Origin of the sequence: Streptomyces sp. NPDC087428, assembly GCF_044744085.1 — a bacterium.
Lineage (GTDB): Bacteria > Actinomycetota > Actinomycetes > Streptomycetales > Streptomycetaceae > Streptomyces.
This window is the reverse complement of the sequence record NZ_JBIUXR010000017.1, coordinates 76383-99718: the sequence shown is the minus strand read 5'-3', so window position 1 is coordinate 99718 and position 23336 is coordinate 76383. Positions and strand designations below refer to the sequence as shown.

Genomic DNA, 23336 nt, shown 5'->3' with positions numbered 1-23336 from the left:
CACTTGGTTGAGTGAGGGCGACGCTACTCGCTGCGACCGGTGCTGCGGGATCGCTTTTCGGGAAGATCGGTTCAGATGCCGATGGCCACCGTGGAGCGCGCCGCCGCCGTGCTGGGGTGCCCGTCGTGGGAGCTCGGGCTGTGCGTCGGCTGCGGCCAGCTGATGCAGCGCTACGGACGGAACGCCGCCATGTACGGCAACGTGTGCCGGGCCGCCCTCAACGGGCGGTAGACGGGAACTGCAACCAAAACTGCAACCACGCACGTCGAAGGCCCCCGCTGCAAGCAGCGGGGGCCTTCGACGTATTGCCCGGTGAGAGCAATGGCGGAGGATACGAGATTCGAACTCGTGAGGGGTTGCCCCCAACACGCTTTCCAAGCGTGCGCCCTAGGCCACTAGGCGAATCCTCCGCGGCAAACAATACAAGACGTTGAGGAGTGCTCGCGAACCCGTTCCCCGTCGGCGGTCCCGGCGGGGTCCTGAGGGGTGGGGAGGTGGACTTGCGGGGGCGGGGATCGGCTAAGGTGGGCGTCAGCCCCTCACGTGGCGCTATCTGACTGAACTCCCCCAGGGCCGGAAGGCAGCAAGGGTAGGTTGGCTCTGGCGGGTGCGTGGGGGGTCCTTACGTTTCCGGGGCCGTCCGGTACGTGTCCGGGGCGTCCGGTCTTCGGCGTGTGATGCTCTCGGGGCCGGTGGTGTGCCCGGCCCGGGGCCGGTTGTCGGTCCGCCCCTATAGCCTCGTATGTGTGTCGTCCCTTGCGCTGTACCGCCGCTATCGCCCCGAGTCGTTCGCCGAGGTCATCGGTCAGGAGCATGTCACTGACCCCTTGCAGCAGGCCCTGCGGAACAACCGGGTCAATCACGCGTACCTGTTCAGCGGGCCGCGCGGCTGCGGCAAGACGACCAGCGCGCGCATCCTCGCCCGCTGTCTGAACTGTGAGCAGGGGCCCACGCCCACCCCGTGCGGGGAGTGCCAGTCCTGCCAGGACCTCGCGCGCAACGGGCCGGGCTCGATCGACGTGATCGAGATCGACGCCGCTTCGCACGGTGGTGTGGACGATGCCCGTGATCTGCGGGAGAAGGCGTTCTTCGGGCCCGCGTCGAGTCGTTACAAGATCTACATCATCGACGAGGCGCACATGGTCACCTCGGCGGGGTTCAACGCCCTGCTGAAGGTGGTCGAGGAGCCGCCGGAGCACCTCAAGTTCATCTTCGCGACCACGGAGCCCGAGAAGGTCATCGGCACCATCCGGTCGCGTACCCACCACTATCCGTTCCGGCTGGTGCCGCCGGGGACGCTGCGCGACTATCTCGCCGAGGTGTGCGCCAAGGAGGACAGCTTCGTCGAGGACGGAGTGCTTCCGCTGGTGGTGCGGGCCGGCGCGGGCTCCGTGCGTGACTCGATGTCGGTCATGGACCAGTTGCTGGCCGGTGCGGCCGATGACGGTGTGACGTATGCCATGGCGACGTCCCTGCTCGGTTATACGGACGGCTCGCTGCTCGACTCCGTCGTGGATGCCTTCGCCTCGGGCGACGGGGCGGCGGCGTTCGAGGTCGTGGACCGGGTCGTCGAGGGCGGCAACGACCCGCGGCGCTTCGTCGCCGACCTGCTGGAGAGGCTGCGCGACCTGGTGATCCTGGCCGCGGTGCCGGATGCGGGGGAGAAGGGGCTCATCGACGCCCCGGCCGATGTCGTCGAGCGGATGCAGGCCCAGGCGTCCGTCTTCGGGGCCGCCGAGCTGAGCCGCGCCGCGGACCTGGTCAACGAGGGGCTCACGGAGATGCGCGGGGCGACCTCGCCGCGGCTCCAGGTCGAGCTGATCTGCGCCCGGGTGCTGCTGCCCGCGGCCTTCGACGACGAGCGCTCGCTCCAGGCGCGGCTGGACCGGCTGGAGCGTGGCGCGTCCTTCGCCACCACCGGACCGGGGCCCGCCATGGGGTACACCCCGGGCCCCGAGGCTCTGGCCCACGCCCCCGTCGCCCCGCAGGCCCCGCAAGCTCCTCAAGCCCCTGCCCCCGCGCCGTACCCCGCCGCGCAGCCGGACGCCGGGTCGGGGCCCGCCGCCGCGCGTGCCGCCGCACGCGGGGAGGCCGCCCCGCCCACCCCGGCCCCGCCCACCCCGGCCCCGCCCACCCCGGCCCCGCCCGCCGAGCCCGTACAGCCCCCGCCCGCCGAGGCCCCCGCAGCCGGTCAGCGGCCCGGTGCCTGGCCCGCCGCGGCCGCGCCCGAGCAGGGGCGCCGGCCCGGAGGCTGGCCGACCGCCTCCGCCCCCGGCCAGGCACCCGCCCCGCAGGCCGCCCCCGCACCGGCCGCGCCCGTGGCCCCCGCTCCCGGGCCCGCCGCCCCGGAGCCGGCCCCGGGTATGACGCAGGGCGCCGGACAGGTGCGCAACATGTGGCCCGACATCCTGGAGGCGGTCAAGAACCGCCGCCGGTTCACCTGGATCCTGCTCAGCCAGAACGCCCAGGTCACCGGCTTCGACGGCACCACCCTCCAGATCGGCTTCCTCAACGCGGGTGCCCGCGACAACTTCACGAGCAGCGGCAGCGAGGACGTGCTGAAGCAGGCACTGGCCGAGCGGTTCAACGCCCAGTGGAAGATCGAGGCGATCGTCGACCCGTCGGGCGGCGCCGGACAGCCCCCGCAGACCGGCGGCGGCCGCCCCTCGGCCCCGCCCGCACCGCAGCGCCCGGCGCCGCCCGCGCCGCAGCAGTACGAGTCCCGGCCGGCCCCGGAGCGGCAGCAGCAGGGGGGCGGCGAATCCTCCGCAGCGCCCGCGTCACCGTCGTACACCGCTCCCGAACCGCCCCGTTCGGTCGCCCCGGAGGACGACACCGCCGAGGCCGACGACCCGGACCTGGTCGACTCCGCGCTCTCCGGCCACGACCTGATCGTCCGCGAACTGGGCGCCACGGTCGTCGAGGAGTTCACCAACGAGTAGGGCGCGCCACGGGGGCTGTGGGGCACGGTGGCGGGCGCCGGAGCGTCTCGACGGCGGAGTTGTCGGGGGCGCCGGGGTATTCGGTGACGCGGCGCATTGCGGAGCCGGACGACAACCGCGCCCGTACGGCCCGGATCCGGCGGGCAGGCCCCGGCCCGGTGTCCACGGACCGGCGCCCGTCAAGGCCGCCCTGCCCCGGCGGCTAGGCTGCACCCCGTGAAGGTCCTCGTCATCGGCGGCGGCGCCCGCGAACACGCCCTGTGCCGCTCTCTCTCCCTCGACCCCGACGTCACCGCTCTGTACTGCGCCCCCGGCAACGCCGGCATCGCAGAGGTGGCCGAACTGCACCCGGTCGACGCACTCGACGGCACCGCCGTCGCGCGCCTCGCCACTGAACTGGGCGCCGAGCTGGTGGTCGTCGGCCCGGAGGCACCGCTTGTCGCCGGGGTCGCCGACGCCGTGCGCGCCGCCGGCATCCCCTGCTTCGGCCCGTCCGGTGAGGCGGCCCGGCTGGAGGGCTCCAAGGCGTTCGCCAAGGACGTGATGGCCGGGGCAGGCGTTCCGACCGCCCGCAGCTACGTCTGCACCACCTCCGCGGAGATCGACACGGCCCTCGACGCGTTCGGTGCTCCGTACGTCGTCAAGGACGACGGTCTCGCCGCCGGTAAGGGCGTCGTCGTCACCGATGACGTCGAGGCGGCCCGTGCCCACGCGCTGGCCTGTGACCGCGTGGTCATCGAGGAGTTCCTCGACGGTCCCGAGGTGAGCCTCTTCGCGATCACCGACGGCACCACCGTGCTGCCTCTCCAGCCCGCCCAGGACTTCAAGCGCGCCCTCGACAACGACGAGGGCCCGAACACCGGCGGCATGGGCGCGTACTCCCCGCTGCCGTGGGCCGACCCCAAGCTGGTCGACGAGGTCATGCAGTCGGTCCTCCAGCCGACCGTCGACGAGCTCCGCCGCCGCGGTACGCCCTTCTCCGGGCTGCTGTACGCGGGTCTCGCGATCACCTCGCGCGGCGTACGGGTCATCGAGTTCAACGCCCGCTTCGGCGACCCGGAGACCCAGGTGGTCCTGGCCCGTCTGAAGACCCCGCTGGCCGGTGTCCTGCTGGGCTCCGCCAACGGCACCCTGGACGAGCTGCCCCCGCTGAAGTGGCGCGACGACGCGGCCGTCACCGTGGTCATCGCCTCCCACAACTACCCGGACACCCCGCGAACGGGTGACCCGATCGAGGGGCTCGAAGACGTCGCGGCACAGGATGCCCCGCATGCGTACGTCCTGCACGCCGGGACCCGGCGGGACGGCGACGCGGTCGTCAGCGCCGGCGGCCGGGTGCTCTCCGTGACCGCGACCGCCAAGGATCTCGCGGGCGCCCGTGAGCGCGCCTACGAGGCGGCGGCCCGGATCCGCCTCGACGGCTCCCAGCTCCGTACGGACATCGCGAAGAAGGCCGCGGAGGCCTGAGCTGCAGAAGCACCTGGCGGAGAAGGCCGGGGGCCTGATCCGTTCACCGTCGAGAGGGCGCGGAGGTCCGCGCCCTCTCCGACCCGGTCCGTACCCGGTCCCGAGCAGGGCCCTGCCTCCGCCGACGCGCCGTTGACCCATGGACAGCGGCGCGTCAGCAGCTTTACCCAAAGCCATTCCATCGAGTGACGGCTGAGCCATCCGGATGACGCCCGCCGAAGCCCCAACTAGGGTGCGGCGGAAGCTTTCCGGCACTTGGCCCACCGGCATTGCGATGTCAGTGACGGGTGCCACAGTGGGGGAGTGAGCAACACCGTCGCGAGGGCAGAGGGGGTGACATCCAGCCGTGTCCGGTACCGGTACAGGTGAGGAGTTGGGTGCGCAGGCTGCGCGTGCCCGTGCGCTCGCGCTGTTGCGCATCCGCAGCAGGGCGACGGCAGTGGCGCTGCTGCCCGCGGCCGTCGCCGTCGTGCTGTTCGCCGCGGGCGCACAGGGATTCGCCGACGGCGGGGCCTGGGAGGCGGTGCGCTGGGCCGTGACGGCCTGCGCCGTCGCCGTCCTGCTGGTCGCGGCGGCCACCGCGATCGCGGTGGTACGGGCGAAGCCGGCGGTCAGCCCGACCGTCCCGCTCAGCGAGAAGGCGGCCCCGGATCTCTACCGGCTGGTCCGTGATCTAGCCGATCGCCTCGACGTCCCCGCGCCCTCGGCCATAGCGCTGACGCCCGACTGCGACAGCTGGCTGGAGGACCGCACCCACCCGGCCGCCGACCGTGCGGCCAGGGAAGCCGCCCGCAGGGATCCGGACGGCCCGGGGACGGGTCCGGGACGCCGCCGCAGAGTGCAGGCCGCGCCCGTGCTGGTGATCGGTTCGCCGTTCCTCTGGTGGATGCGCGTCGCGGAACTGCGGGCCGTGCTCGCCCCGGTCGTCGCGGGCACAGGCCCCTCCGCCCACCCCGACATAGCCGCGGCCCGGCGCTTCGTGCGGGGACTGGACGGGGCCGTCGCCGACGCGGCCGCACCCGCCCAGGGGCCGCTGAGCAAGGTTCTGCGGCTGCCGCACGCCTTCATCGGCCGGATCGCCCGGCTGCTGCTGCGCAGCTGTCACAGCCATGCCGCGGAGATGGAGCGCGGCGTCGCCGCGGCGGCTTCCACCCGCGCCCAGGCGGTGGACTACGGGCTGCGGATAGTCGCCCAGGAGCAGGTCGGGCTCGCCTACGCCGGCTGGGACAGGCTGCTCACGCGGGTCGCGCTGCCCGCCTGGCGGATGGGGCGCTGGCCGTCCCGGCTGGACGCCGGAGTCGTCTCCGCCCTCACCGAGCTCTCCCGGCGCGACCGGCTCGCCGACGGGTTCACCTCCCGGCTCGGCGAGCGGCCCGCCTGCGACCTCCTGGAGGAACCGGGAGCGGCCGACGAGGCGGCGTCCCTGCTGGCCGCCCGGCTCTTCCACGGCGGTCCCGCGGAGACGGGGCCCGACTGGTCCCCGGTGGACTGGCAGCAGTATCCGGAAGAAGTCGTCGACCGGAAGTGGCGCACGGAGGCGGCCCGGCTCCACCGCGTCCTGGACGACATGGGCGTACCGCCCGCGTCCTCCGCCGGCGCGTCCGACGTGGCAGGTGCCGCGGTGCCCACACTGGCCCGCGTCGTCGAGCATCTCGGCTCGGGCAACGGCAGTGGCAACGGCGACGGCAGTGGCAACGGCAGAGGCGAGGAGCTCGCGGCGGGGATCAGCGCCGCCGTGGCCCGTGACGAGGCCCAGGCGCAGGCCCAGAGCCAGGGACACGCCCAGGGACAGGCCCAGGGCCAGTCCCCGCAGCCCGTGCCCGGCGGTTTCGCCGGGGCCGGCGGGTCCGGTGGTGACGTGCTGGACTTCTGGGGGCCCGACCCCCTCCCGCTCTTCCCGCTCCAGCCGCCCCGTACGGGGACCGAGCTGCTCGCCGACCACGTCGCGGCGATGGTCTGCTGCGCCGCGGTCGACACGGCGGGCGCGGCCCCCGGCCTCGACTGGCTCGACGGCCCCGCGCTGCTGGTCGACGGCGCCCGCAGGTCCGATCTCGGCACCCCGGTCCTCAGCCTCGTCGAGGACGGCGACGCCGGCCCCCTGCACTCCTGGCTCGCCTCCGTCGGTGTGCGCACCGACAAGCCCGTCCGCCTCGTCTGAAACGGGTCCGAACCCGCACGCACCCCGGGCGCAACGAAGGCGAGCCCCGCACGCACCCCGCACGCACCCCGCACGCGCCCCCGCGCCTGTTCCGCCCGCACGCTATACACGTTCCGCCCGCACGCTATACACGTTCCGCCCGCACGCCACACGCGTCCCGCTCCCACGCCACACGCGTCCCGCGGGCACCTCCGCACACGTCCCGTGCGTATGCCACGCCGCTCGTGCGATTCCGCTGCGTTCCTCGGTGCAACTGGGGTGTAATCAAGGCATATCCTCACTCCTCACCTCCCAATACCCGGAAGAGTAGGTTCCGTTAACGTCAATTCGCGACGAACGGTGACGGAGTGGATGCGTTATGTGATGTGCTGGGGACCGGCGCTGACAGTCAGCGCACCACTGTTGTTCCGGGGGCCTGAGAGAGGGAAGCGCGTTATGGGGGCGGAGCAGATTCGTCGTTGGGAATCAGGTGCCCTCGCGCACGCCGTCACCGACCCCTTCGGGCAGGGGCCCCTCCCGTGGCTGCGCGGCAGTGAGAACTACTTCGACGACACCGGCCAGGTCGTGCCCTGGTACGCCGATCCCACGCTGCCCCGCGGCTCCACCGGCGGCGGCACCCGTACCGCCGACGACGTGCACCGGCAGATCAAGGGTTTCAGTTCCACCGGCGCCGCGGCCCCCGGTGAGGCGATCGACTTCCACATCACCGTGGACCCACCCCAGCAGTTCTCCGTGGACATCTACCGCATCGGCCACTACGGGGGCGACGGCGCCGCCAAGATCACCACGAGCCCCCGGCTCTCCGGCATCGTCCAGCCCGCGCCCCTCGCCGCCGACCGCACGGTCTCCTGCCACCACTGGTGGCAGTCCTGGCGGCTCCAGATCCCCACCTACTGGTCGATCGGCGCGTACGTCGCCGTGCTCACGACGGTCGACGGATACCGCTCCCACATCCCGTTCACGGTCCGCGACGACCAGCCGGCCGATCTGCTGCTGATCCTCCCGGACATCACCTGGCAGGCGTACAACCTCTATCCGGAGGACGGCCGCACCGGCGCCAGCCTCTACCACGCGTGGGACGAGCAGGGCCGGCTGCTGGGCGAGGAGGACGCGGCGGTCACCGTCTCCTTCGACCGCCCGTACGCCGGCGCGGGCCTCCCGCTGCACGTCGGCCATGCCTACGACTTCATCCGCTGGGCCGAGCGCTACGGCTACGACATCGCCTACGCCGACGCCCGCGACCTGCACGCGGGGCGCATCGACCCGACCCGTTACCGGGGCCTGGTCTTCCCCGGCCACGACGAGTACTGGTCGGTCCCCATGCGCCGCACCACCGAACGTGCCCGCGACAACGGCACGTCCCTGGTCTTCCTCTCCGCCAACACCATGTACTGGCAGGTCGGCCTCGCGCCGTCGGCGTCCGGCGTCCCCGACCGGCTCCTCACCTGCCGGAAGCGGCGCGGCCCGGGGAAGGCCGCCCTCTGGCGCGAGGTCGACCGCGCCGAGCAGCAGCTCCTCGGCATCCAGTATGCGGGCCGGGTCCCCGACCCCCACCCCCTCGTCGTACGGAACGCGGAGCACTGGCTGTGGGACGCGACCGGCGCGGGCGAGGGCGACGAGATCGACGGCCTGGTCGCGGGCGAGGCCGACCGCTACTTCCCGCGCACCACGCTTCCCGAGCACGACAACCGCATCCTCCTGGCCCACTCCCCGTACCAGGACACCGAGGGGGTGACGCGTCACCAGGAGACGTCCCTCTACCGGGCCCCGTCCGGCGCGCTCGTCTTCGCCTCCGGCACCTTCGCCTGGTCCCCGGCCCTGGACCGCCCCGGCCATGTGGACCCGCGCATCCAGCGCGCCACGGCCAACCTCCTCGACCGCATCTGCAAGCGCGCCTGAGGACCACGGCACCCGCCCTCGCCGGGCCGCGTCCCCGCCGTATCCCTGCTTCACCCCTGCCGCACCCCTGCGCAGCCGTCCGCACCCGGATACGGGACAATCGGAACGACTCCTGGATCAACCTACGCGGAGGCAGCGTGTCCGGATTTGTAGAAAAGCCCGAGCCCGTACAGGTACCGGGGCTCACCCACCTGCACACGGGCAAGGTGCGCGACCTGTACCGGAACGAGGCCGGTGACCTCGTCATGGTCGCCAGCGACCGGATGTCCGCGTACGACTGGGTCCTGCCCACCGAGATCCCGGACAAGGGCCGTGTGCTGACGCAGCTCTCGCTGTGGTGGTTCGACCAGCTCGCCGACCTCGTGCCGAACCACGTCCTGTCCACCGAGCTGCCGGCCGGCGCCCCCGAGGAGTGGGCCGGCCGCACGACGATCTGCAGGTCGCTGCGGATGGTCCCGGTCGAGTGCGTCGCCCGCGGCTATCTGACGGGTTCCGGCCTGGTCGAGTACAACGCCTCGCGCACCGTCTGCGGCCTCGGCCTGCCCGAGGGCCTCGTCGACGGCTCCGAGCTCCCGGGGCCGATCTTCACCCCGGCCACCAAGGCGGCCGTCGGCGACCACGACGAGAACGTGAGCTACGAGGAAGTCGCCCGCCAGGTCGGTGCCGAGACGGCGGCGCAATTGCGCCGCACGACGCTGGACGTGTACGGCCGGGCCCGTGACATCGCACGCGAGCGGGGGATCATCCTCGCGGACACGAAGTTCGAGTTCGGCTTCGCGCCCACCGCCGACGGCGGCGAGGAACTGATCCTCGCGGACGAGGTGCTGACCCCGGACTCCTCGCGCTTCTGGCCCGCCGCCACCTGGGAGCCGGGCCACGCCCAGCCGTCGTACGACAAGCAGTTCGTGCGCGACTGGCTGACCTCGCCGGTCTCCGGCTGGGACCGCAGGAGCGAGCAGCCGCCGCCGGCGCTGCCGCAGGAGATCGTGGACGCGACCCGGGCCAAGTACCTGGAGGCGTACGAACTCCTCACCGGCATGCCCTGGAAGTAGCCGCCCCGGCGCACGAAGGCGTCCGTCCGGCACACGAAGAAGCCCCCGGTCTTTCCCGACCGGGGGCTTCTTGCTGAACGGAGCGGACGACCAGGTTCGAACTGGCGACCTCAACCTTGGCAAGGTTGCGCTCTACCAACTGAGCTACGTCCGCAAGCGCCGAAGCGCGAGAACCACTATACCCAACCCCGCTCGCGCGCGAGACGCACCGCCGCATGGCGGTTCTCGGCCCCGAGCTTCGAGGCCGCGGACGAGAGGTAGTTCCGTACCGTTCCCTGCGTCAGCGAGGCCCGCTCCGCGATCTCCGCGACCGGCGCCCCGTCCGCCGCCAGTTCCAGCACCTCGGCCTCGCGCACGGTCAGCGGCGAGTCCCCGGCGGCGATCGCGTCGGCCGCCAACTCCGGATCCACGTAACGGTTTCCGGCGTGCACGGTACGGATGATCCCGGCCAGCTGCCGGGCGCTGACGGTCTTCGGCACGAACGCCCGCACGCCCGCGGCGAGGGCCCGTTTCAGATGTCCCGGCCGGCCGTGACTGGTCACGATCATGGTCCGGCAGCCCGGGAGTTCGGACCGCAGTGATGTGGCGACGCTCACACCGTCCGCCCCCGGCATCTCCAGGTCCAGGACCGCCACATCGGGACGGTGCGCACGGGCCATGGCAAGCGCCTCCGGCCCGGTCGCCGCCTCCGCGACCACCACCAGGTCGTCCTCCAGCGCGAGCAGCGCGGCGAGCGCGCCCCGGATCAGGTGCTCGTCGTCGGCGAGCAGCACCCGCACCGCAGTCATCTTCGCTCCTCCAGAAAGGCCGTACGCGTATCCGCGCCCGGTACATCAGCGGAAGCCGTACGCGCCGGGGCCCCGGAGGGCGTACGTGACACGGCACCGGGCTTCCGGCCCGGGTCCGGGCGGGACCGCGGGATTCTCGCGGTCAGCCGGAAGAGTCCGCCGCCGGCCGGTCCCGCGTCCAGCGAGCCGTCGAGCGAGCCGAGCCGTTCGCGCAGTCCGGTCAGCCCGGAGCCGCTCCCGCCGGAACCGCACTCCCCGCTCGTGGCCGTGGTCGTCGTCGACGCGCCGTCGTTCTCCACGTCCAGCACCACCTCGTCGGCCGAGGCGGTGAGCCGGATCGTGCAGCGTCGGGGGTCGCCGTGCCGCAGTACGTTGGTGGCCGCCTCGCGCACCACCCAGCCGAGGGCGGCCTGGACGGGTGCGGCCAGTTCGGCACCGCTGTCGCCCACCACCGCGCACTCGATGCCGGCCGCCCGCAACACGCCCTTCGCCCCGGCCAGTTCCGTACTCAGATCCGCCTCTCGGTAGCCCCGTACGACATCGCGGACCTCCTGCTGGGAGGCGCGGGCGATGCGCTGCACCTCGACCATCTGGTCCACCGCCTGGGGCCTGCCGCGCTGGGCCAGCTCCACCGCCAGCTCGCTCTTGAGCGCGATCACGGCGAGATTGCGGCCCAGCACGTCGTGCATGTCCCGTCCGAACCGCAGCCGCTCCTCGGCGACCGCGAGCCGGGCCTGCACGTCACGGGCCTCCTCCGCCTGCCACATCACGCTCAGGCTCCAGGTGCTCGGACGTACGGAGATCAGGACCAAGATGCAGCCGAAGAGCGTGGCCGGCACCACGCCGGCCAGGATTCCGCCCCGCGCTCCGGCGGCCGCGAGAATGCCGGTGGTCAGCCCGACGAGGACGAGCGACTGGACCAGGAACGTGCGGACCGGGACCAGCAGGACCTGCGTCATCACCAGCGCCATCGGTGCGTTCATGGCCATCATCAGCAGCCCCGCTCCGCCGACCCCGTCCACGGCGGCCAGTGCCGCCAGCAGCCCCAGCCCCACCAGCAGCAGGGTGAGCGGCGCGATCATCCGCTGCCGGGGGAACACGGAGGTGCCGAGGTAGTGCTCGTACGACGGCCGCACATTGCGGCTGCTCAGCACGCACTGCGCCAGGCAGACCACGAGCAGGGCCAGGCCCAGCGCCAGCGGGAGCGGCTCATGGCGGATGTCCTTCTTCAGCGGAGCCAGCTGCCACGTCAGGGTGAAGATCCAGGGCATCGCCGACATGGTCAGCCGCGAGTACAGGTCGATCCGTTCCAGTTTGCTGCGTTCCTGCCAGCCGCGGCGCCAGCCACGTATACGCGTCAGCACTGCACCACACCCCTCAGCGTCGCGGATCCCAGCGGAACCACCGCTTGACAGCAAACACCGCGAGCACGGTCCAGACCAACCCGGTCAGCGCGGCCCGCAGCAGGTCGGTGCTGTCCGCGCCGCCGAGCCAGCCGGCCCGTACGAGGGTCATCACTCCGGTCAGCGGCAGCAGCTCGCACACCGAGGCGAGCCGGTCCGGAAGGATCGCGAGCGGTACGAAGAGTCCCGAGCCCATCAGTGAGGCGAAGAACAGCGGGAGGGTCGTGAGCTGAGCGGTCTGCACGGTGCGGGTGATCAGCGAGGTGGCGGCGGCCAGTGCCGTCAGCAGCACCACGCCCATCACCAGCCCCAGCAGGAGCAGCTCGGGGTGTTCGGGCGCGCCGAGGCCGAAGAAGGCGGTACCGGCCACGACGATCATGATGGTCTGTGCCAGGGCGAGCGCGGCCGCCGGCAGCGCGGTTCCGGTCAGGATCTCCCCGTCGGTGACCTCGCCGGTACGCAGCCGTTTCAGGACCAGTTCCTCGCGGCGCGCCACATAGGCGGCGACCATGTTCATGTAGACGGCCTGGAGCAGCACCGTTCCGATGCCGCCGGTGAGCGCCGCTCCGGCCACGGTCAGCCCGGTCCCGCCGAGGTCTATCTGCTCGAACGTCGACTTCATGGCCATGACCATCACGGCGGGCATGAACAGCGCGACGAAGACGGCCGTCTTGTTGCGGAGGAGCAGCGTCAGTTCGGCCCGTCCGAGGGCGGTCAGCCGGCCCCGGGCCGTCGTGGTCGGGGATCCGGTCGGCGGGGTGTTCGCACGCGTTGTCGCGGTCGTCATGCCACAGCCACCTTCTCGGTTCCGGTTCCGGTTCCGGTCTTGTTCTCGTCTTCGTGCTTATGGTTCTCGGTCGCCGCCGCGGACCTGGCGATGTCGAGGAATGCCTCTTCGAGTGAGGCGGACCGCGCATCGAGCCCGATCAGCCGGACGTCCGACTCCGTTGCCCAGCGAAGCAGTTCGGCCAGCGACTCCTGGAGGCGGTGGGTACGGATCTCGATCCGCGGGCCGTCGGCGGCGGCGCGCAGGCTCAGCGGCAGCTGCCCCGCGGCGGTCCCGTCGGGCAGCTCGAACCGGATCCGCGACGGCCGCGCGGCCGTCACCTCCGCGGTGGTGCCCGAGGTCACGATCCGTCCCCGGTGCATGATCGCCAGCCGGTCGGCGAGTGCCTCGGCCTCCTCCAGGTAGTGCGTGGTGAGCAGCACGGTGATGCCGCCCTCCTGGAGCCGTCGCACCAGCGCCCAGGTGTCGCGCCGCCCCTCGGCGTCGAGGCCGGTGGTCGGTTCGTCGAGGAAGAGCACCTCGGGCCGGCCGAGCAGGGCCAGCGCCAGATCCAGCCGCCGCCGCTCACCGCCGGAGAGCTGTTTGACCCGGACGCGCGCGCGGTGGCCGAGCCCCACCAGGTCCAGGGCCTCGCCGGTGGGCCGGGCCCCGCTGGTGCAGCCGGCCCACATCCGTACCGTCTCTGTGGTCGTCAGGTCGGAGGGGAAGCCGCCCTCCTGGAGCATCACCCCGATCCGGGGGCGGACGGCGGCGCGTTCCTCGAACGGGTCGTGGCCGAGCACCCGAACCGTTCCGCCGTCGGGACGGGCCAGACCCTCCAGCAGTTCGACGGTGGAGGTCTTGCCGGCGCCGTTCGTGCCGAGCAGGGCGAACAGCTCGCCGCGTGCCACGGAGAAGGAGACGCCGGTCACGGCCTCGAAGCCGCCCGCATAACTGCGTCGGACACCGTCCGCCTCGATCACGCACTCATGGGGAATTTCGTCGAAGGTCATGACTCAAGACTTCTTCCCGGACGGCGCCGGGAGCAGTGCGAGCTGTCATCGCACTCCATGACAAACGTCATGGGGGTGCGGGTGGTGTGGATATGACCGGGCTCGCACACGAAGAAGCCCCCGGCCGAAAGACCGGGGGCTTCTTACTCAACGAGCGGACGACCAGGTTCGAACTGGCGACCTCAACCTTGGCAAGGTTGCGCTCTACCAACTGAGCTACGTCCGCATTGCAGCCACTCGGCTTTCACCGGTGGAGCGAGCACTACTCTACCTGATCCACTGAAGTGGCTGAGGAAGAGCGATGCAGAGCGGGTGACAGGAATTGCACACTGCGCCTTCCCCCTGGAAGGGGGATGTTCTACTACTGAACTACACCCGCACGCTGCTTGGGGCCCGGCTTTTCGGCCTTGCCCTTCGGCGTGCTCCAGACTCTAGCCGACCTGCGGGGGTGTCGCGCAAGTCGGCTCCCGCGAGGTGTCGTCGGGACGGCCGGTGCCGGGCGGTCCGACACCCCCGCCCGGCACCGGCCGTCCGGCGTTTCCGCTCAACTGGCTTCTTGGAACGCCTCGTAGACCTTCTTGGGAATCCGGCCGCGGGCCGGCACCTCCATCCGGTGTGACCGGGCCCAGGCCCGCACGGCCGCCGGGTCGGGCGCGAGCGAGGTGTGCCGGTACGAGACGGGAACCTTGCCGTGCTTGCTGGCATTTGTCTGCTTACGGCCGGCCGCCACGTACGGGGCCAGGGCCTTGCGCAGTTTCTTTGCATTGGACGGATTGAGGTCGATCTCGTACGACTTCCCGTCCAGCGCGAAGGCGACCGTTTCCGCTGCCGCTCCCCCGTCGATGTCGTCGGAGAGCGTGACCACTACGCGCTGAGCCACGGATATCGGTCCTTTCCTGCGGCATCTGCGCGTCTGACATGCGCGGATGCCGGCCTTCCGGCTGAGAGCGCGGATGAGGGCCGGCTGGTGCCGGCCGTTCCGGGGCAATGCGACTTTCCCCGGTAATCATTTGTACAGCGATGGGCACCGCATTGTGAAGCCCACCCAATTACGTGCGCGTGTCAGCCTGCTATGTGTGCTGCTGGTGGGGATTTTTTTCACAGGATTTTTCGTATCCGTTGCCACATCCGTTCCCGCATGCGTTCCCGGTTCCGTTGACGCTTCCGCGGTCGCGGCCGATATCTCGGCGTGATCCGGGCCGTTCGATATCTACCCGCGTAGAATTTCTGGACAGGTACGCTGGCAGGACCCGCGGGGGTCCTGGGGAACCCCCCGGAGAAACAGCCGCACCACACCACCACACCGGGAGTGCCAGTGGCACGCGTCGTAGTCGACGTCATGCTCAAGCCCGAGATCCTCGACCCGCAGGGACAGGCTGTGCAGCGTGCGCTGCCCCGTCTCGGCTTCGAGGGAATCGCGGACGTACGTCAGGGAAAGCGTTTCGAGCTGGAGGTCGAGGGGCCGGTCGACGAGGCCGCCCTCACCCGTATTCACGAGATGGCCGAGACGTTCCTCGCCAACACCGTCATCGAGGACTTCACCGTGAAGGTGGAGAAGGCCGAGGAGTCGAAGTGACTGCTCGTATCGGAGTCGTCACCTTTCCGGGCACCCTCGACGACCAGGACAGCCTGCGGGCCGTACGGGTGGCGGGCGCCGAGCCCGTTTCGCTCTGGCACCGCGACAAGGATCTGCACCAGGTCGACGCGGTCATCCTGGCGGGCGGTTTCTCCTACGGCGACTATCTGCGCGCCGGAGCCATCTCCCGCTTCTCGCCGGTCATGGAGACCGTGATCGAGCAGGCGAGGGCGGGGATGCCGGTTCTCGGTATCTGCAACGGCTTCCAGATCCTGACCGAGGCACATCTGCTGCCCGGCGCGATGCTGCGCAACAACCACCTGCACTTCATCTGCCGCGACCAGAAGCTGCGCGTCGAGAACGCGGACACCGCCTGGACCTCGGACTACTCCGAGGGCCAGGAGATCTCCGTTCCCCTCAAGAACATGGACGGCCGCTACACCGCCGACGAGCACACGCTCGACGAGCTGGAGGCCGAGGGCCGCGTGGCGTTCCGTTACGTGGACGTCAACCCCAACGGCTCGCTGCGCGACATCGCCGGCATCTCCAACGCCGCGGGCAACGTCGTCGGTCTGATGCCGCACCCCGAGCACGCCGTCGAGCCGCTGATCGGCACCGGTCGCACCGACGGTCTCGGTTTCTTCACCTCGATCATCAAGAAGCTGGTCAACGCATGAGCCTGGACACGGTCAAGCACGCGGCCGAAACCCCGGACACCGAGCAGCCCTGGAAGGAACTCGGCCTCAAGGAGGACGAGTACGCCAAGGTCCGCGAGATCCTGGGCCGCCGTCCCACCGGCGCCGAGCTCGCCATGTACTCCGTGATGTGGTCCGAGCACTGCTCCTACAAGAGCAGCAAGGTCCACCTCAAGCAGTTCGGCGAGAAGGTCCCCGCCAACGACGCGATGCTCGTCGGCATCGGCGAGAACGCCGGTGTGGTCGACGTCGGCCAGGGGTACGCGGTCACCTTCAAGGTCGAGTCGCACAACCACCCCTCGTACATCGAGCCCTACCAGGGCGCGGCCACCGGCGTCGGCGGCATCGTCCGCGACATCCTCGCCATGGGCGCCCGCCCGGTCGCGGTCGTCGACCCGCTGCGCTTCGGCGCGGCCGACCACCCCGACACCAAGCGCGTCCTGCCGGGCGTCGTCGCGGGCATCGGTGGTTACGGCAACTGCCTGGGCCTGCCGAACATCGGCGGCGAGGTCGTCTTCGACGCCTGCTACCAGGGCAACCCGCTCGTCAACGCCGGCTGCATCGGCGTGATGAAGCACGAGGACATCCACCTCGCCCAGGCCTCCGGCCCCGGCAACAAGGTGATCCTCTACGGTGCCCGCACCGGCGGCGACGGCATCGGCGGCGTCTCCGTGCTGGCCTCGGAGACCTTCGAGTCGACCGGTCCGGCCAAGCGCCCGGCCGTCCAGGTCGGCGACCCGTTCCAGGAGAAGCTCCTCATCGAGTGCACCCTGGAGATCTTCAAGGAGAAGCTCGTCGCGGGCATCCAGGACCTCGGCGGCGCCGGGCTCTCCTGTGCCACCTCCGAGCTGGCCTCGGCCGGTTCGGGCGGTATGCGCGTCGAGCTGGACACCGTGCCGCTGCGCGACTCCTCCCTCTCGCCCGAGGAAATCCTCATGAGCGAGTCGCAGGAGCGCATGTGCGCGATCGTCGAGCCGCAGCACGTGGACCGCTTCCTGGAGATCTGCGAGAAGTGGGACGTCATCGCCACCGTCATCGGTGAGGTGACCGAGGGCTCGCAGCTGGAGATCTTCTGGCACGGCGAGCAGATCGTGGACGTGCCGCCGCGGTCCGTCGCCCACGAGGGCCCGACGTACCACCGCCCGTACGCCCGGCCGTCCTGGCAGGACGCGCTCCAGGCCGACGACGCCGGCAAGCTGGCCCGTCCGGCCGACGGCGCCGAGCTGCGCGAGCAGGTCCTGCGGCTCGTCTCCTCGCCGAACCAGGCCTCCAAGTCCTGGATCACGGACCAGTACGACCGCTTCGTGCAGGGCAACACCGTGCTCGCGATGCCCGAGGACGCCGGCATGGTCCGCATCGACGAGGAGTCCAACCTCGGCGTGGCCATGTCGACCGACGGCAACGGCCGGTACGCGAAGCTCGACCCGTACACCGGCGCGCAGCTCGCGCTGGCGGAGTCGTACCGCAACGTCGCCGCCTCCGGCGCCAAGCCGCTCGCCATCTCGGACTGCCTGAACTTCGGCTCGCCCGAGGACCCGGACGTCATGTGGCAGTTCGCCGAGGCCACCCGTGGTCTGGCCGACGGCTGCCTGGAGCTGGGCACGCCGGTCACCGGCGGCAACGTGTCGCTGTACAACCAGACCGGTGAGACGGCGATCCACCCGACGCCGGTCGTGGCCGTGCTCGGCGTGATCGACGACGTCACCCGGCGCACGCCGGTCGCCTTCAAGGAAGAGGGCCAGCTCCTCTACCTGCTCGGTGACACCCACGAGGAGTTCGGCGGCTCGGCCTGGTCCGAGGTCGTCCACAACCACCTCGGCGGTATGCCGCCCAAGGTCGACCTGGGCCGCGAGAAGCTGCTCGGCGAGATCCTGATCTCGGCCTCCCGCGACGGCATGATCGACGCGGCGCACGACCTGTCCGACGGCGGCCTGATCCAGGCGGTCACCGAGTCCTGCCTGCGCGGCGGGAAGGGTGCCCGGCTGGTCGTGCCGGACGGACTGGACGCGTTCACCTTCCTGTTCTCCGAGTCGGCGGGACGCGCGATCGTCTCGATCCCGCGCAGCGAGGAGCTCCGCTTCAACGACATGTGCGGGGCGCGGGGTCTGCCCGTGGCCCGGATCGGTGTCGTGGACGGCGAGGAGATCGAGATCCAGGGTGAGTTCGCCATCCCGCTGAGCGAGCTGCGTACGGCGCACGAGGGGACGATCCCCGCGCTGCTCGCGTAGTCGGCCCGCGCACTGCCGCAGAGGCCCCCACCCGGTCGTTTCCGTCCGGGTGGGGGCCTTTCGGCTTTCCGCTTCCGCTTCCGCTTCCGTTTTCCACACGCCGGTTCTCGTGGGCTGCCCCCTCTTGCGCCAGATTACGTAATTACGTAATCTGGCGGAATGGAACTGGAAGAGCGCGTCTCGGAGCTGGAGCGGCGGCTTGAGGCGCTCGTGGGCGACCGCCCGGATGCCCCGCGCCCGACGGGGGCCGATTTCTGGGCCCTGGAAGGGCTGAAACAGCAGCTCTCCGAGGCCGGGACCGCGGATGGCGGTGTGCTGTACACGGGCGCGGTACGACTGCCGACGGGCGAGCGGTACGAGTGGCAGTACAGCGCGCTCACGGAACAGCTGCTGGAGGACGGGGAGGCGGCCGATCCCGGGGAGCCGGGCGCCGACTGGTCGGATGCCGCGGAGTCGTTCGCCGCGCTCGGGCATCCGGTGCGGCTGCGGCTGCTGCGGGAGATCCTCGGCGGCCGACGCACGGCCGCAGAGCTCGCCGCGCTCGACGAGACCGGCACGACGGGCCAGATCTACCACCATCTGCGTCAACTGACCGGTACGGGCTGGCTGCACACGGCGGGGCGGGGACGGTACGAGGTCCCCGGCGCCCGGGTGGTGCCGCTGCTGGTGGTCCTCACGGCGGCCAGATCCTGAGGAACGCGTACGGGGAAGACAGCACATTCGAGGAACGCGTACGACGAAGCGGGTAATTCGGGGAACGCGCACGACGCAACAGACGATCCAGGGGGAAGTCATGTCCGTCCGTAAAGCTGTCATGGTGCTGTACCGGGTCTGCTGGATCGCCTGCTTCGTGATGGTGGTCATCAGCCTCTTTCCCCGGCCGCCGTTCCCGTACTGGCTGACCTGGGTGCCGGCGGCCGCCGCGGTCGCCCTCGGTCTGGCGACGGGGCGCAGGGGCCGGGCAGCGGTGGCGGACCCACGGCCCGCGGTGGAGGTCGAGCCGCCGGTGACGGGGCGCTGGACGGCGCTGAACAGCCCGGCGGACCGGGTGCCCAGCCACGGGGTGCACGCCTACGGACAGACGTACGCGATCGACATCGTGGCCGAGCCGGAGCCGGGGCCCGGGACGGATCGTGGGCCCGGGGCCGCCCCAGGAGGGCGCACCGCCCTGTCCCGTCCGAAGTTCCGCGTGCTGTGGCCCGTTGCCCGGCGCAACCACCACTTCCCGGCCTTCGGAGCTCCGCTCCTCGCGGTGGCCGACGGCACGGTGGTGCACGCCTCGCACGGCCGCCGCGACCACCTCAGCCGCAACTCGGTCCCCGCGCTCGCCTACTTGATAGTGATAGAGGCATCCCTGCGGGACGCGCGCGGCGCGGGAGCCATCGTCGGGAACCACATCGTGCTGGACCTGGGCGACGGTACGTACGCCATGTACGCCCATCTGCGGCAGGGCTCGATCCGGGTCCGGGCAGGGGAGAAGGTCCGGGCCGGGCAGCCTCTCGCCGAGTGCGGGAACTCCGGGAATTCCACCGAACCACATGTGCATTTCCAACTGATGGACGATCCGGATCTGGATGTGGCGGTCGGAATTCCGTTCACCTGGCGGGGGATAGGTGTTCCGGCCAACGGTGAGGCATTCACGGCCGGGGCGGCTGTTCACGGAAGTCCGGCCGGGGAGTCGGGAGGGGCTCAGATCCCCTGAGTCCGGGCGGCCCCGGGCAGTCGGGTCGCCAGGAATACGGCGAGGACCATCACGCCGGCGGCGCAGGAGAAGACCACGTTGGTCGAGGAGGTGAAGGCGTTCAGCGCCTGCTGGCGGGCGGCTCCCGTCAGCTCACCGATTCCACCGGCCGACCCGCCCGGCCCGCGGGCCGCGTACACCCGGCTCAGCACGGTGCCGAAGACGGAAGCGCCCAGGGCGCTGCCGAGGGTCTGGAAGAAGCGGACCCCGGTGGTCGCCACGCCCAGTTGGTGGGCCGGGGCGGTGTCCTGGACCAGCTGGATGAGCTGCCCGACCAGCTGGCCGAAGCCCAGGCCCATCATCAGCATCGCGGCACGCACCGTCCACAGGCTGGTGTCCGTCGTGAGGGTGGCCAGCAGGGCGAGGGCGGCAGAGGCGCAGACCGTGCCACTGACGACGAACGTCTTCTGCGACCAGCCGGCCGCGGTGAGACGCCCAGAGGCCAGTCCGACGACCGTCATTCCGACGGCCATCGGGAGCAGGAAGAGCCCGGCCGAGGATGCGGCGACCCCTCGTACGACCTGGAGATAGATCATGACGTAGACGATCGCCCCCATCATCGCGGCACCGACGAGACCCTGGATGGCGAAGGCGTTCCGCATCGTCCGGACGGTGAACAGGGAGAGCGGAAGGATCGGCTCGGCCGCGGTCGCCTGGCGCCACAGGAAGAGCCCGAGGGTGACGGCCGCGGTGACGAGGAGGCCCGCGATCAGCGCCGAGGACCAGGCGTACCGCTGACCGCCCCACTCGGAGACCAGGAGCAGCGTGGTGGAGAAGGCGGCGGCGAGAGCGGCGCCGAGGAAGTCGATGCGGCGACGTGTGGTGTGGGCCGGGAGCTTCAGCAGGGTGATGGCGGCGACCAGTACCGCGATGCCGACCGGAAGGTTGACGTAGAAGATCCACCGCCATCCGGCGTGGTCGGAGAGGGCCCCGCCGATCCAGGGTCCGAGCGCCATTCCCGCACCGGCGATGACGCCGCCGAGGTTGCCGCCTTTGCTGTCGCCGGCACGGCTGTCGCTCGCGCTGTCGCTCGCGCTGTCGCTGTTGTTGATGTTGTTGCTTTCTCTGCCCCCGGCCTTGGCGCTGCCCGCGCCGGTGCCGTGGTCCGCGCCGTCGGCCTCGTCCTTCGGCCTTCCGAGTTGGCGCAGGACGACCATGGTGACGCTCATCAGGCCGCCGCCGCCGATGCCCTGGAGGGCGCGGGCGGCGATCAGTTCGCCCATGGACTGGGCCATTCCGCACAGGGCCGAGCCGGCCAGGAAAGTGGCGAGTGCGCCGATGAAGACGTTCTTCGAGCCGAGCGAGTCGCAGAGCTTCCCGTACAGCGGGAGCGCGGCGGTCGCGGCGAGCTGGTAGGCGGCGATCAACCAGGCGATCCGGTCGACGCCGTGGACCGGATCGAGATCGCGGACGATCGGCACGGTCGCCGAGGAAACGATGTTCGAGTCGAGTACGGCCAGCAGGATCGTGGTGATGCAGAGGACGAAGCCGAGGGTGCGGTTCCGGCCGGCGGATCGTGAGCCGCTGCACTGCGAGCGGCCGGAGCTGCCGGAGCGGCCGGAGCGGCCGAACTGCGATTCGCTGGACTGCGAGCTGCCGGAGCTGTCGGACTGCGAACCTGTGGGTTGCGAATCGGTGTGATGCCGGGCCGTAATGGCCGTCTTCCCGGTGTCGGTCCCGGTGTCGGTCCCGGGCTCGGTCTCCGTCCCGGTCTCTGTCCCGGACTTCGTTTCGGGCATGGCGGGGCTCCCCTCCGGAGCGGCATGGCGTCGCTGTGGCGGCCACCACTCTCTCGATCAAAATAGACCCAGTCAAGTTTTCATCCAGGACTAAGTTTCATCCTGGTACAGTGATGTCATGACCGAGGGGCTGAGCCTGCGTGAGCGCAAGAAGATCCAGACGCGACGCCGTCTGCTGACCGAGGCCACGAAGCTCTTCACCGAGCGGGGCTTCGACCAGGTCTCGGTCGCGGAGATCGCCGAAGCGGCCGATGTGTCGAAGATGACGGTCTTCAACTACTTCGACAGCAAAGAGGACCTGGTCTTCGCGCCGATGGAGGAGCACATCGGTGATGTCGCTCAGGTGGTGCGGAACCGGGAGCCCGGTGAGTCCGCGGTGGCCGGCGTGCGCCGCCACTTCCTGACGTCCATAGAGAACCGCGACGCCTCGGTGGGGATGAGCGCTTCGCCGGTGGCGCTCGGACTCCTCCAGCTGATCCAGCAGACGCCCGCGCTGCTCACCCGGGCCCACGCCTTCTTCGTGCTCTCCTTCGACCAGCTGACCGACGTCCTGGTCGAGGAGGGCGAGGAGCCGGCCATCGCGCGCATCGTGGCCGCCCAGCTCATCGGCACCCGCAACGCCCTGATCACCGAGAACCACCGGCGGCTGCTCGCCGGGGAGCCGGTCGAGGAGATCGCCGCGGACGCGGTGGTGATCGCCGGGCGCGGGTTCGACCTGCTCGAAAAGGGGCTGGGCGACTACGCGACCCGCACCCAGCCCCCGCAGGGGCCAGGGGCGAAGCCGTAGGCTCCTCGTCATGCCGCCGTCCCAGAAGCGCGCCCGCCGCTACGACCCGGTCCGGACCCGCACCGCGGTCCTGGCGCAGTTCGCCCTTGTCCGGAAGGCCGTTGGCGCCCTCACGGCCCAGCAGCTGGACGGGCCGAGCGGCCTCGGTGACTGGACGGTGCGCGAGCTGGCCGTCCACCTGACCATGGCGCTCTCGCACGTCAGCCGGAATCTGGAGCAACCCGAGCCGGCCCTCGCCAAGCCCGATGTCACGCTCCTGGAGTGGCCGTTCTCGACCGCCGCGCGGGCCGGACGGATCGCGGACGACACCGCGGCGCTCGCCGTCGGCCACCCGGATGTGCACGCGCTCTACGGGCAGGTCGCCGACCGCTTCGAGTCGCTCGTGGCCGGCGCGTCCGAGGACCGGCTGCTGCCCACCCGGGTCGGCGCGATGCGCCTCGGCGACTTCCTGGTCACCCGGACCGTGGAGCTCGTCGTCCACACGTACGACCTCAACGAGGCGGCCGGGCTCGACATCCCGTACGACCGTCAGGCGCTCGCCGCCTGTACCCGGTTGCTCGCCGACGCGCTGGCGGAGAGGGCGCCCGGTGGTTCGGTCGAGGTGAGGGTCCCGCCGTTCGCCGTCGTCCAGTGCGTCCAGGGGCCGAAGCACACCCGGGGCACCCCGCCCAATGTCGTCGAGACCGATCCGGTCACCTGGTTCCGACTGGCCACCGGGCGGACCGAGTGGGCTCGGGCACTCGACGCGGCGAAGGTCAGCGCCAGCGGCGAGCGTGCGGACCTAGCCGCGCTGCTGCCCTTGATGAGCTAGCCCCCGAACCCCTGCGCCGACCGGCGGCAAAGACGTGCGACCGACCGGCAGTCAAGGCTCGCGACCGACCGACCGACCCGACCGACCGGCCGATCACCAACGTACGAGACCGACCGACCGGTCTGCGACACCCCGGCCCCCGGCCCCCGGCCCCGGCCCCCGGCCCCCGCCCCACGGCCCGCGCCCCCGAGCGCCGCCACGGCCCCCGCCCCCGAGCAGCCCCTCACCCCGCCCCCAGATACCGCATACCGGTCGCCCCGGTGTGAGGCTC

General features: G+C 71.1%; 19 protein-coding genes, 4 tRNA genes and 1 other RNA gene. 14 read left to right on the top strand and 10 right to left on the bottom strand.

Annotated elements, in window-relative coordinates; all coding sequences use genetic code 11:
* Positions 1–75 precede the first annotated feature (75 nt).
* Entirely contained in the window at positions 76–231 is a 156-nt protein-coding gene (locus tag ACIO3R_RS31725; protein ID WP_402110438.1) for a hypothetical protein, read from the top strand.
* Between the two features lie 91 nt (positions 232–322).
* Here ACIO3R_RS31725 and ACIO3R_RS31720 read toward each other — a convergent pair.
* Positions 323–410: transfer RNA gene (locus ACIO3R_RS31720), tRNA-Ser, on the bottom strand.
* Positions 411–530: 120 nt separating this feature from the next.
* Between ACIO3R_RS31720 and ffs the strand changes: the two genes are divergently transcribed.
* The 6 genes from ffs to ACIO3R_RS31690 all read left to right on the top strand — a co-directional run bounded on the left by ffs (position 531) and on the right by ACIO3R_RS31690 (position 9518).
* Positions 531–627: signal recognition particle sRNA small type (gene ffs, locus ACIO3R_RS31715), an RNA gene on the top strand.
* A gap of 119 nt (positions 628–746) precedes the next feature.
* A complete protein-coding gene (locus tag ACIO3R_RS31710) occupies positions 747–2942 on the top strand; it encodes a DNA polymerase III subunit gamma and tau (protein ID WP_402110436.1) in 2196 nt (731 codons plus the stop codon).
* Positions 2943–3158: 216 nt separating this feature from the next.
* Complete coding sequence (gene purD, locus ACIO3R_RS31705) at positions 3159–4409, top strand: phosphoribosylamine--glycine ligase (protein ID WP_402110435.1); 1251 nt, start codon at positions 3159–3161, stop codon at positions 4407–4409.
* 346 nt (positions 4410–4755) lie between these two features.
* Positions 4756–6567 (top strand): hypothetical protein, encoded by a 1812-nt coding sequence (locus ACIO3R_RS31700; protein ID WP_402110433.1) that lies wholly within the window; start codon positions 4756–4758, stop codon positions 6565–6567.
* Positions 6568–7002: 435 nt separating this feature from the next.
* The gene (locus ACIO3R_RS31695; RefSeq protein WP_385039745.1) at positions 7003–8466 is read left to right on the top strand and encodes a N,N-dimethylformamidase beta subunit family domain-containing protein; all 1464 of its coding nucleotides are present in this window, start codon (positions 7003–7005) and stop codon (positions 8464–8466) included.
* Positions 8467–8603: 137 nt separating this feature from the next.
* The gene (locus ACIO3R_RS31690; RefSeq protein ID WP_402110431.1) at positions 8604–9518 is read left to right on the top strand and encodes a phosphoribosylaminoimidazolesuccinocarboxamide synthase; all 915 of its coding nucleotides are present in this window, start codon (positions 8604–8606) and stop codon (positions 9516–9518) included.
* Between the two features lie 81 nt (positions 9519–9599).
* Here ACIO3R_RS31690 and ACIO3R_RS31685 read toward each other — a convergent pair.
* The 8 genes from ACIO3R_RS31685 to ACIO3R_RS31650 form a co-directional block, all read right to left on the bottom strand.
* Positions 9600–9672 (bottom strand) — tRNA-Gly (locus tag ACIO3R_RS31685).
* A gap of 22 nt (positions 9673–9694) precedes the next feature.
* Positions 9695–10306, bottom strand: a complete 612-nt coding sequence (locus ACIO3R_RS31680) for a response regulator transcription factor (RefSeq protein WP_123460567.1) — start codon at positions 10304–10306, stop codon at positions 9695–9697.
* Positions 10303–11670 (bottom strand): sensor histidine kinase, encoded by a 1368-nt coding sequence (locus tag ACIO3R_RS31675; RefSeq protein ID WP_402110430.1) that lies wholly within the window; start codon positions 11668–11670, stop codon positions 10303–10305. The genes ACIO3R_RS31680 and ACIO3R_RS31675 overlap by 4 nt, the downstream gene beginning before the upstream one ends.
* Before the next feature lie 13 nt (positions 11671–11683).
* On the bottom strand, positions 11684–12496 hold the full coding sequence (locus ACIO3R_RS31670; protein WP_402110428.1) for an ABC transporter permease: 813 nt from the start codon (positions 12494–12496) through the stop codon (positions 11684–11686).
* Complete coding sequence (locus tag ACIO3R_RS31665) at positions 12493–13488, bottom strand: ABC transporter ATP-binding protein (RefSeq protein WP_402110427.1); 996 nt, start codon at positions 13486–13488, stop codon at positions 12493–12495. The genes ACIO3R_RS31670 and ACIO3R_RS31665 overlap by 4 nt, the downstream gene beginning before the upstream one ends.
* 153 nt (positions 13489–13641) lie before the next feature.
* A tRNA-Gly gene (locus tag ACIO3R_RS31660) sits at positions 13642–13714 on the bottom strand.
* Between the two features lie 81 nt (positions 13715–13795).
* A tRNA-Gly gene (locus ACIO3R_RS31655) sits at positions 13796–13867 on the bottom strand.
* Between the two features lie 165 nt (positions 13868–14032).
* Positions 14033–14368 (bottom strand): Lsr2 family protein, encoded by a 336-nt coding sequence (locus ACIO3R_RS31650; protein ID WP_385041794.1) that lies wholly within the window; start codon positions 14366–14368, stop codon positions 14033–14035.
* 429 nt (positions 14369–14797) lie between these two features.
* Between ACIO3R_RS31650 and purS the strand changes: the two genes are divergently transcribed.
* The 5 genes from purS to ACIO3R_RS31625 all read left to right on the top strand — a co-directional run bounded on the left by purS (position 14798) and on the right by ACIO3R_RS31625 (position 19689).
* Positions 14798–15064, top strand: a complete 267-nt coding sequence (gene purS / locus ACIO3R_RS31645) for a phosphoribosylformylglycinamidine synthase subunit PurS (RefSeq protein ID WP_078617732.1) — start codon at positions 14798–14800, stop codon at positions 15062–15064.
* Complete coding sequence (gene purQ, locus ACIO3R_RS31640; RefSeq protein ID WP_385041791.1) at positions 15061–15741, top strand: phosphoribosylformylglycinamidine synthase subunit PurQ; 681 nt, start codon at positions 15061–15063, stop codon at positions 15739–15741. The genes purS and purQ overlap by 4 nt, the downstream gene beginning before the upstream one ends.
* Entirely contained in the window at positions 15738–17987 is a 2250-nt protein-coding gene (gene purL / locus ACIO3R_RS31635; protein ID WP_385347935.1) for a phosphoribosylformylglycinamidine synthase subunit PurL, read from the top strand. The genes purQ and purL overlap by 4 nt, the downstream gene beginning before the upstream one ends.
* 159 nt (positions 17988–18146) lie before the next feature.
* Complete coding sequence (locus ACIO3R_RS31630) at positions 18147–18680, top strand: ArsR/SmtB family transcription factor (RefSeq protein WP_402110424.1); 534 nt, start codon at positions 18147–18149, stop codon at positions 18678–18680.
* 100 nt (positions 18681–18780) lie between these two features.
* Positions 18781–19689, top strand: a complete 909-nt coding sequence (locus ACIO3R_RS31625) for a M23 family metallopeptidase (RefSeq protein WP_402110423.1) — start codon at positions 18781–18783, stop codon at positions 19687–19689.
* Here the strand turns inward: ACIO3R_RS31625 and ACIO3R_RS31620 are convergent.
* Complete coding sequence (locus ACIO3R_RS31620) at positions 19677–21467, bottom strand: MFS transporter (protein WP_402110421.1); 1791 nt, start codon at positions 21465–21467, stop codon at positions 19677–19679. The genes ACIO3R_RS31625 and ACIO3R_RS31620 overlap by 13 nt on opposite strands.
* 118 nt (positions 21468–21585) lie before the next feature.
* Between ACIO3R_RS31620 and ACIO3R_RS31615 the strand changes: the two genes are divergently transcribed.
* Both ACIO3R_RS31615 and ACIO3R_RS31610 read left to right on the top strand, forming a co-directional pair.
* A complete protein-coding gene (locus ACIO3R_RS31615; protein WP_385041053.1) occupies positions 21586–22254 on the top strand; it encodes a TetR/AcrR family transcriptional regulator in 669 nt (222 codons plus the stop codon).
* Between the two features lie 10 nt (positions 22255–22264).
* On the top strand, positions 22265–23065 hold the full coding sequence (locus tag ACIO3R_RS31610) for a sterol carrier family protein (RefSeq protein ID WP_385041050.1): 801 nt from the start codon (positions 22265–22267) through the stop codon (positions 23063–23065).
* The last annotated feature ends 271 nt before the right edge of the window (positions 23066–23336 follow it).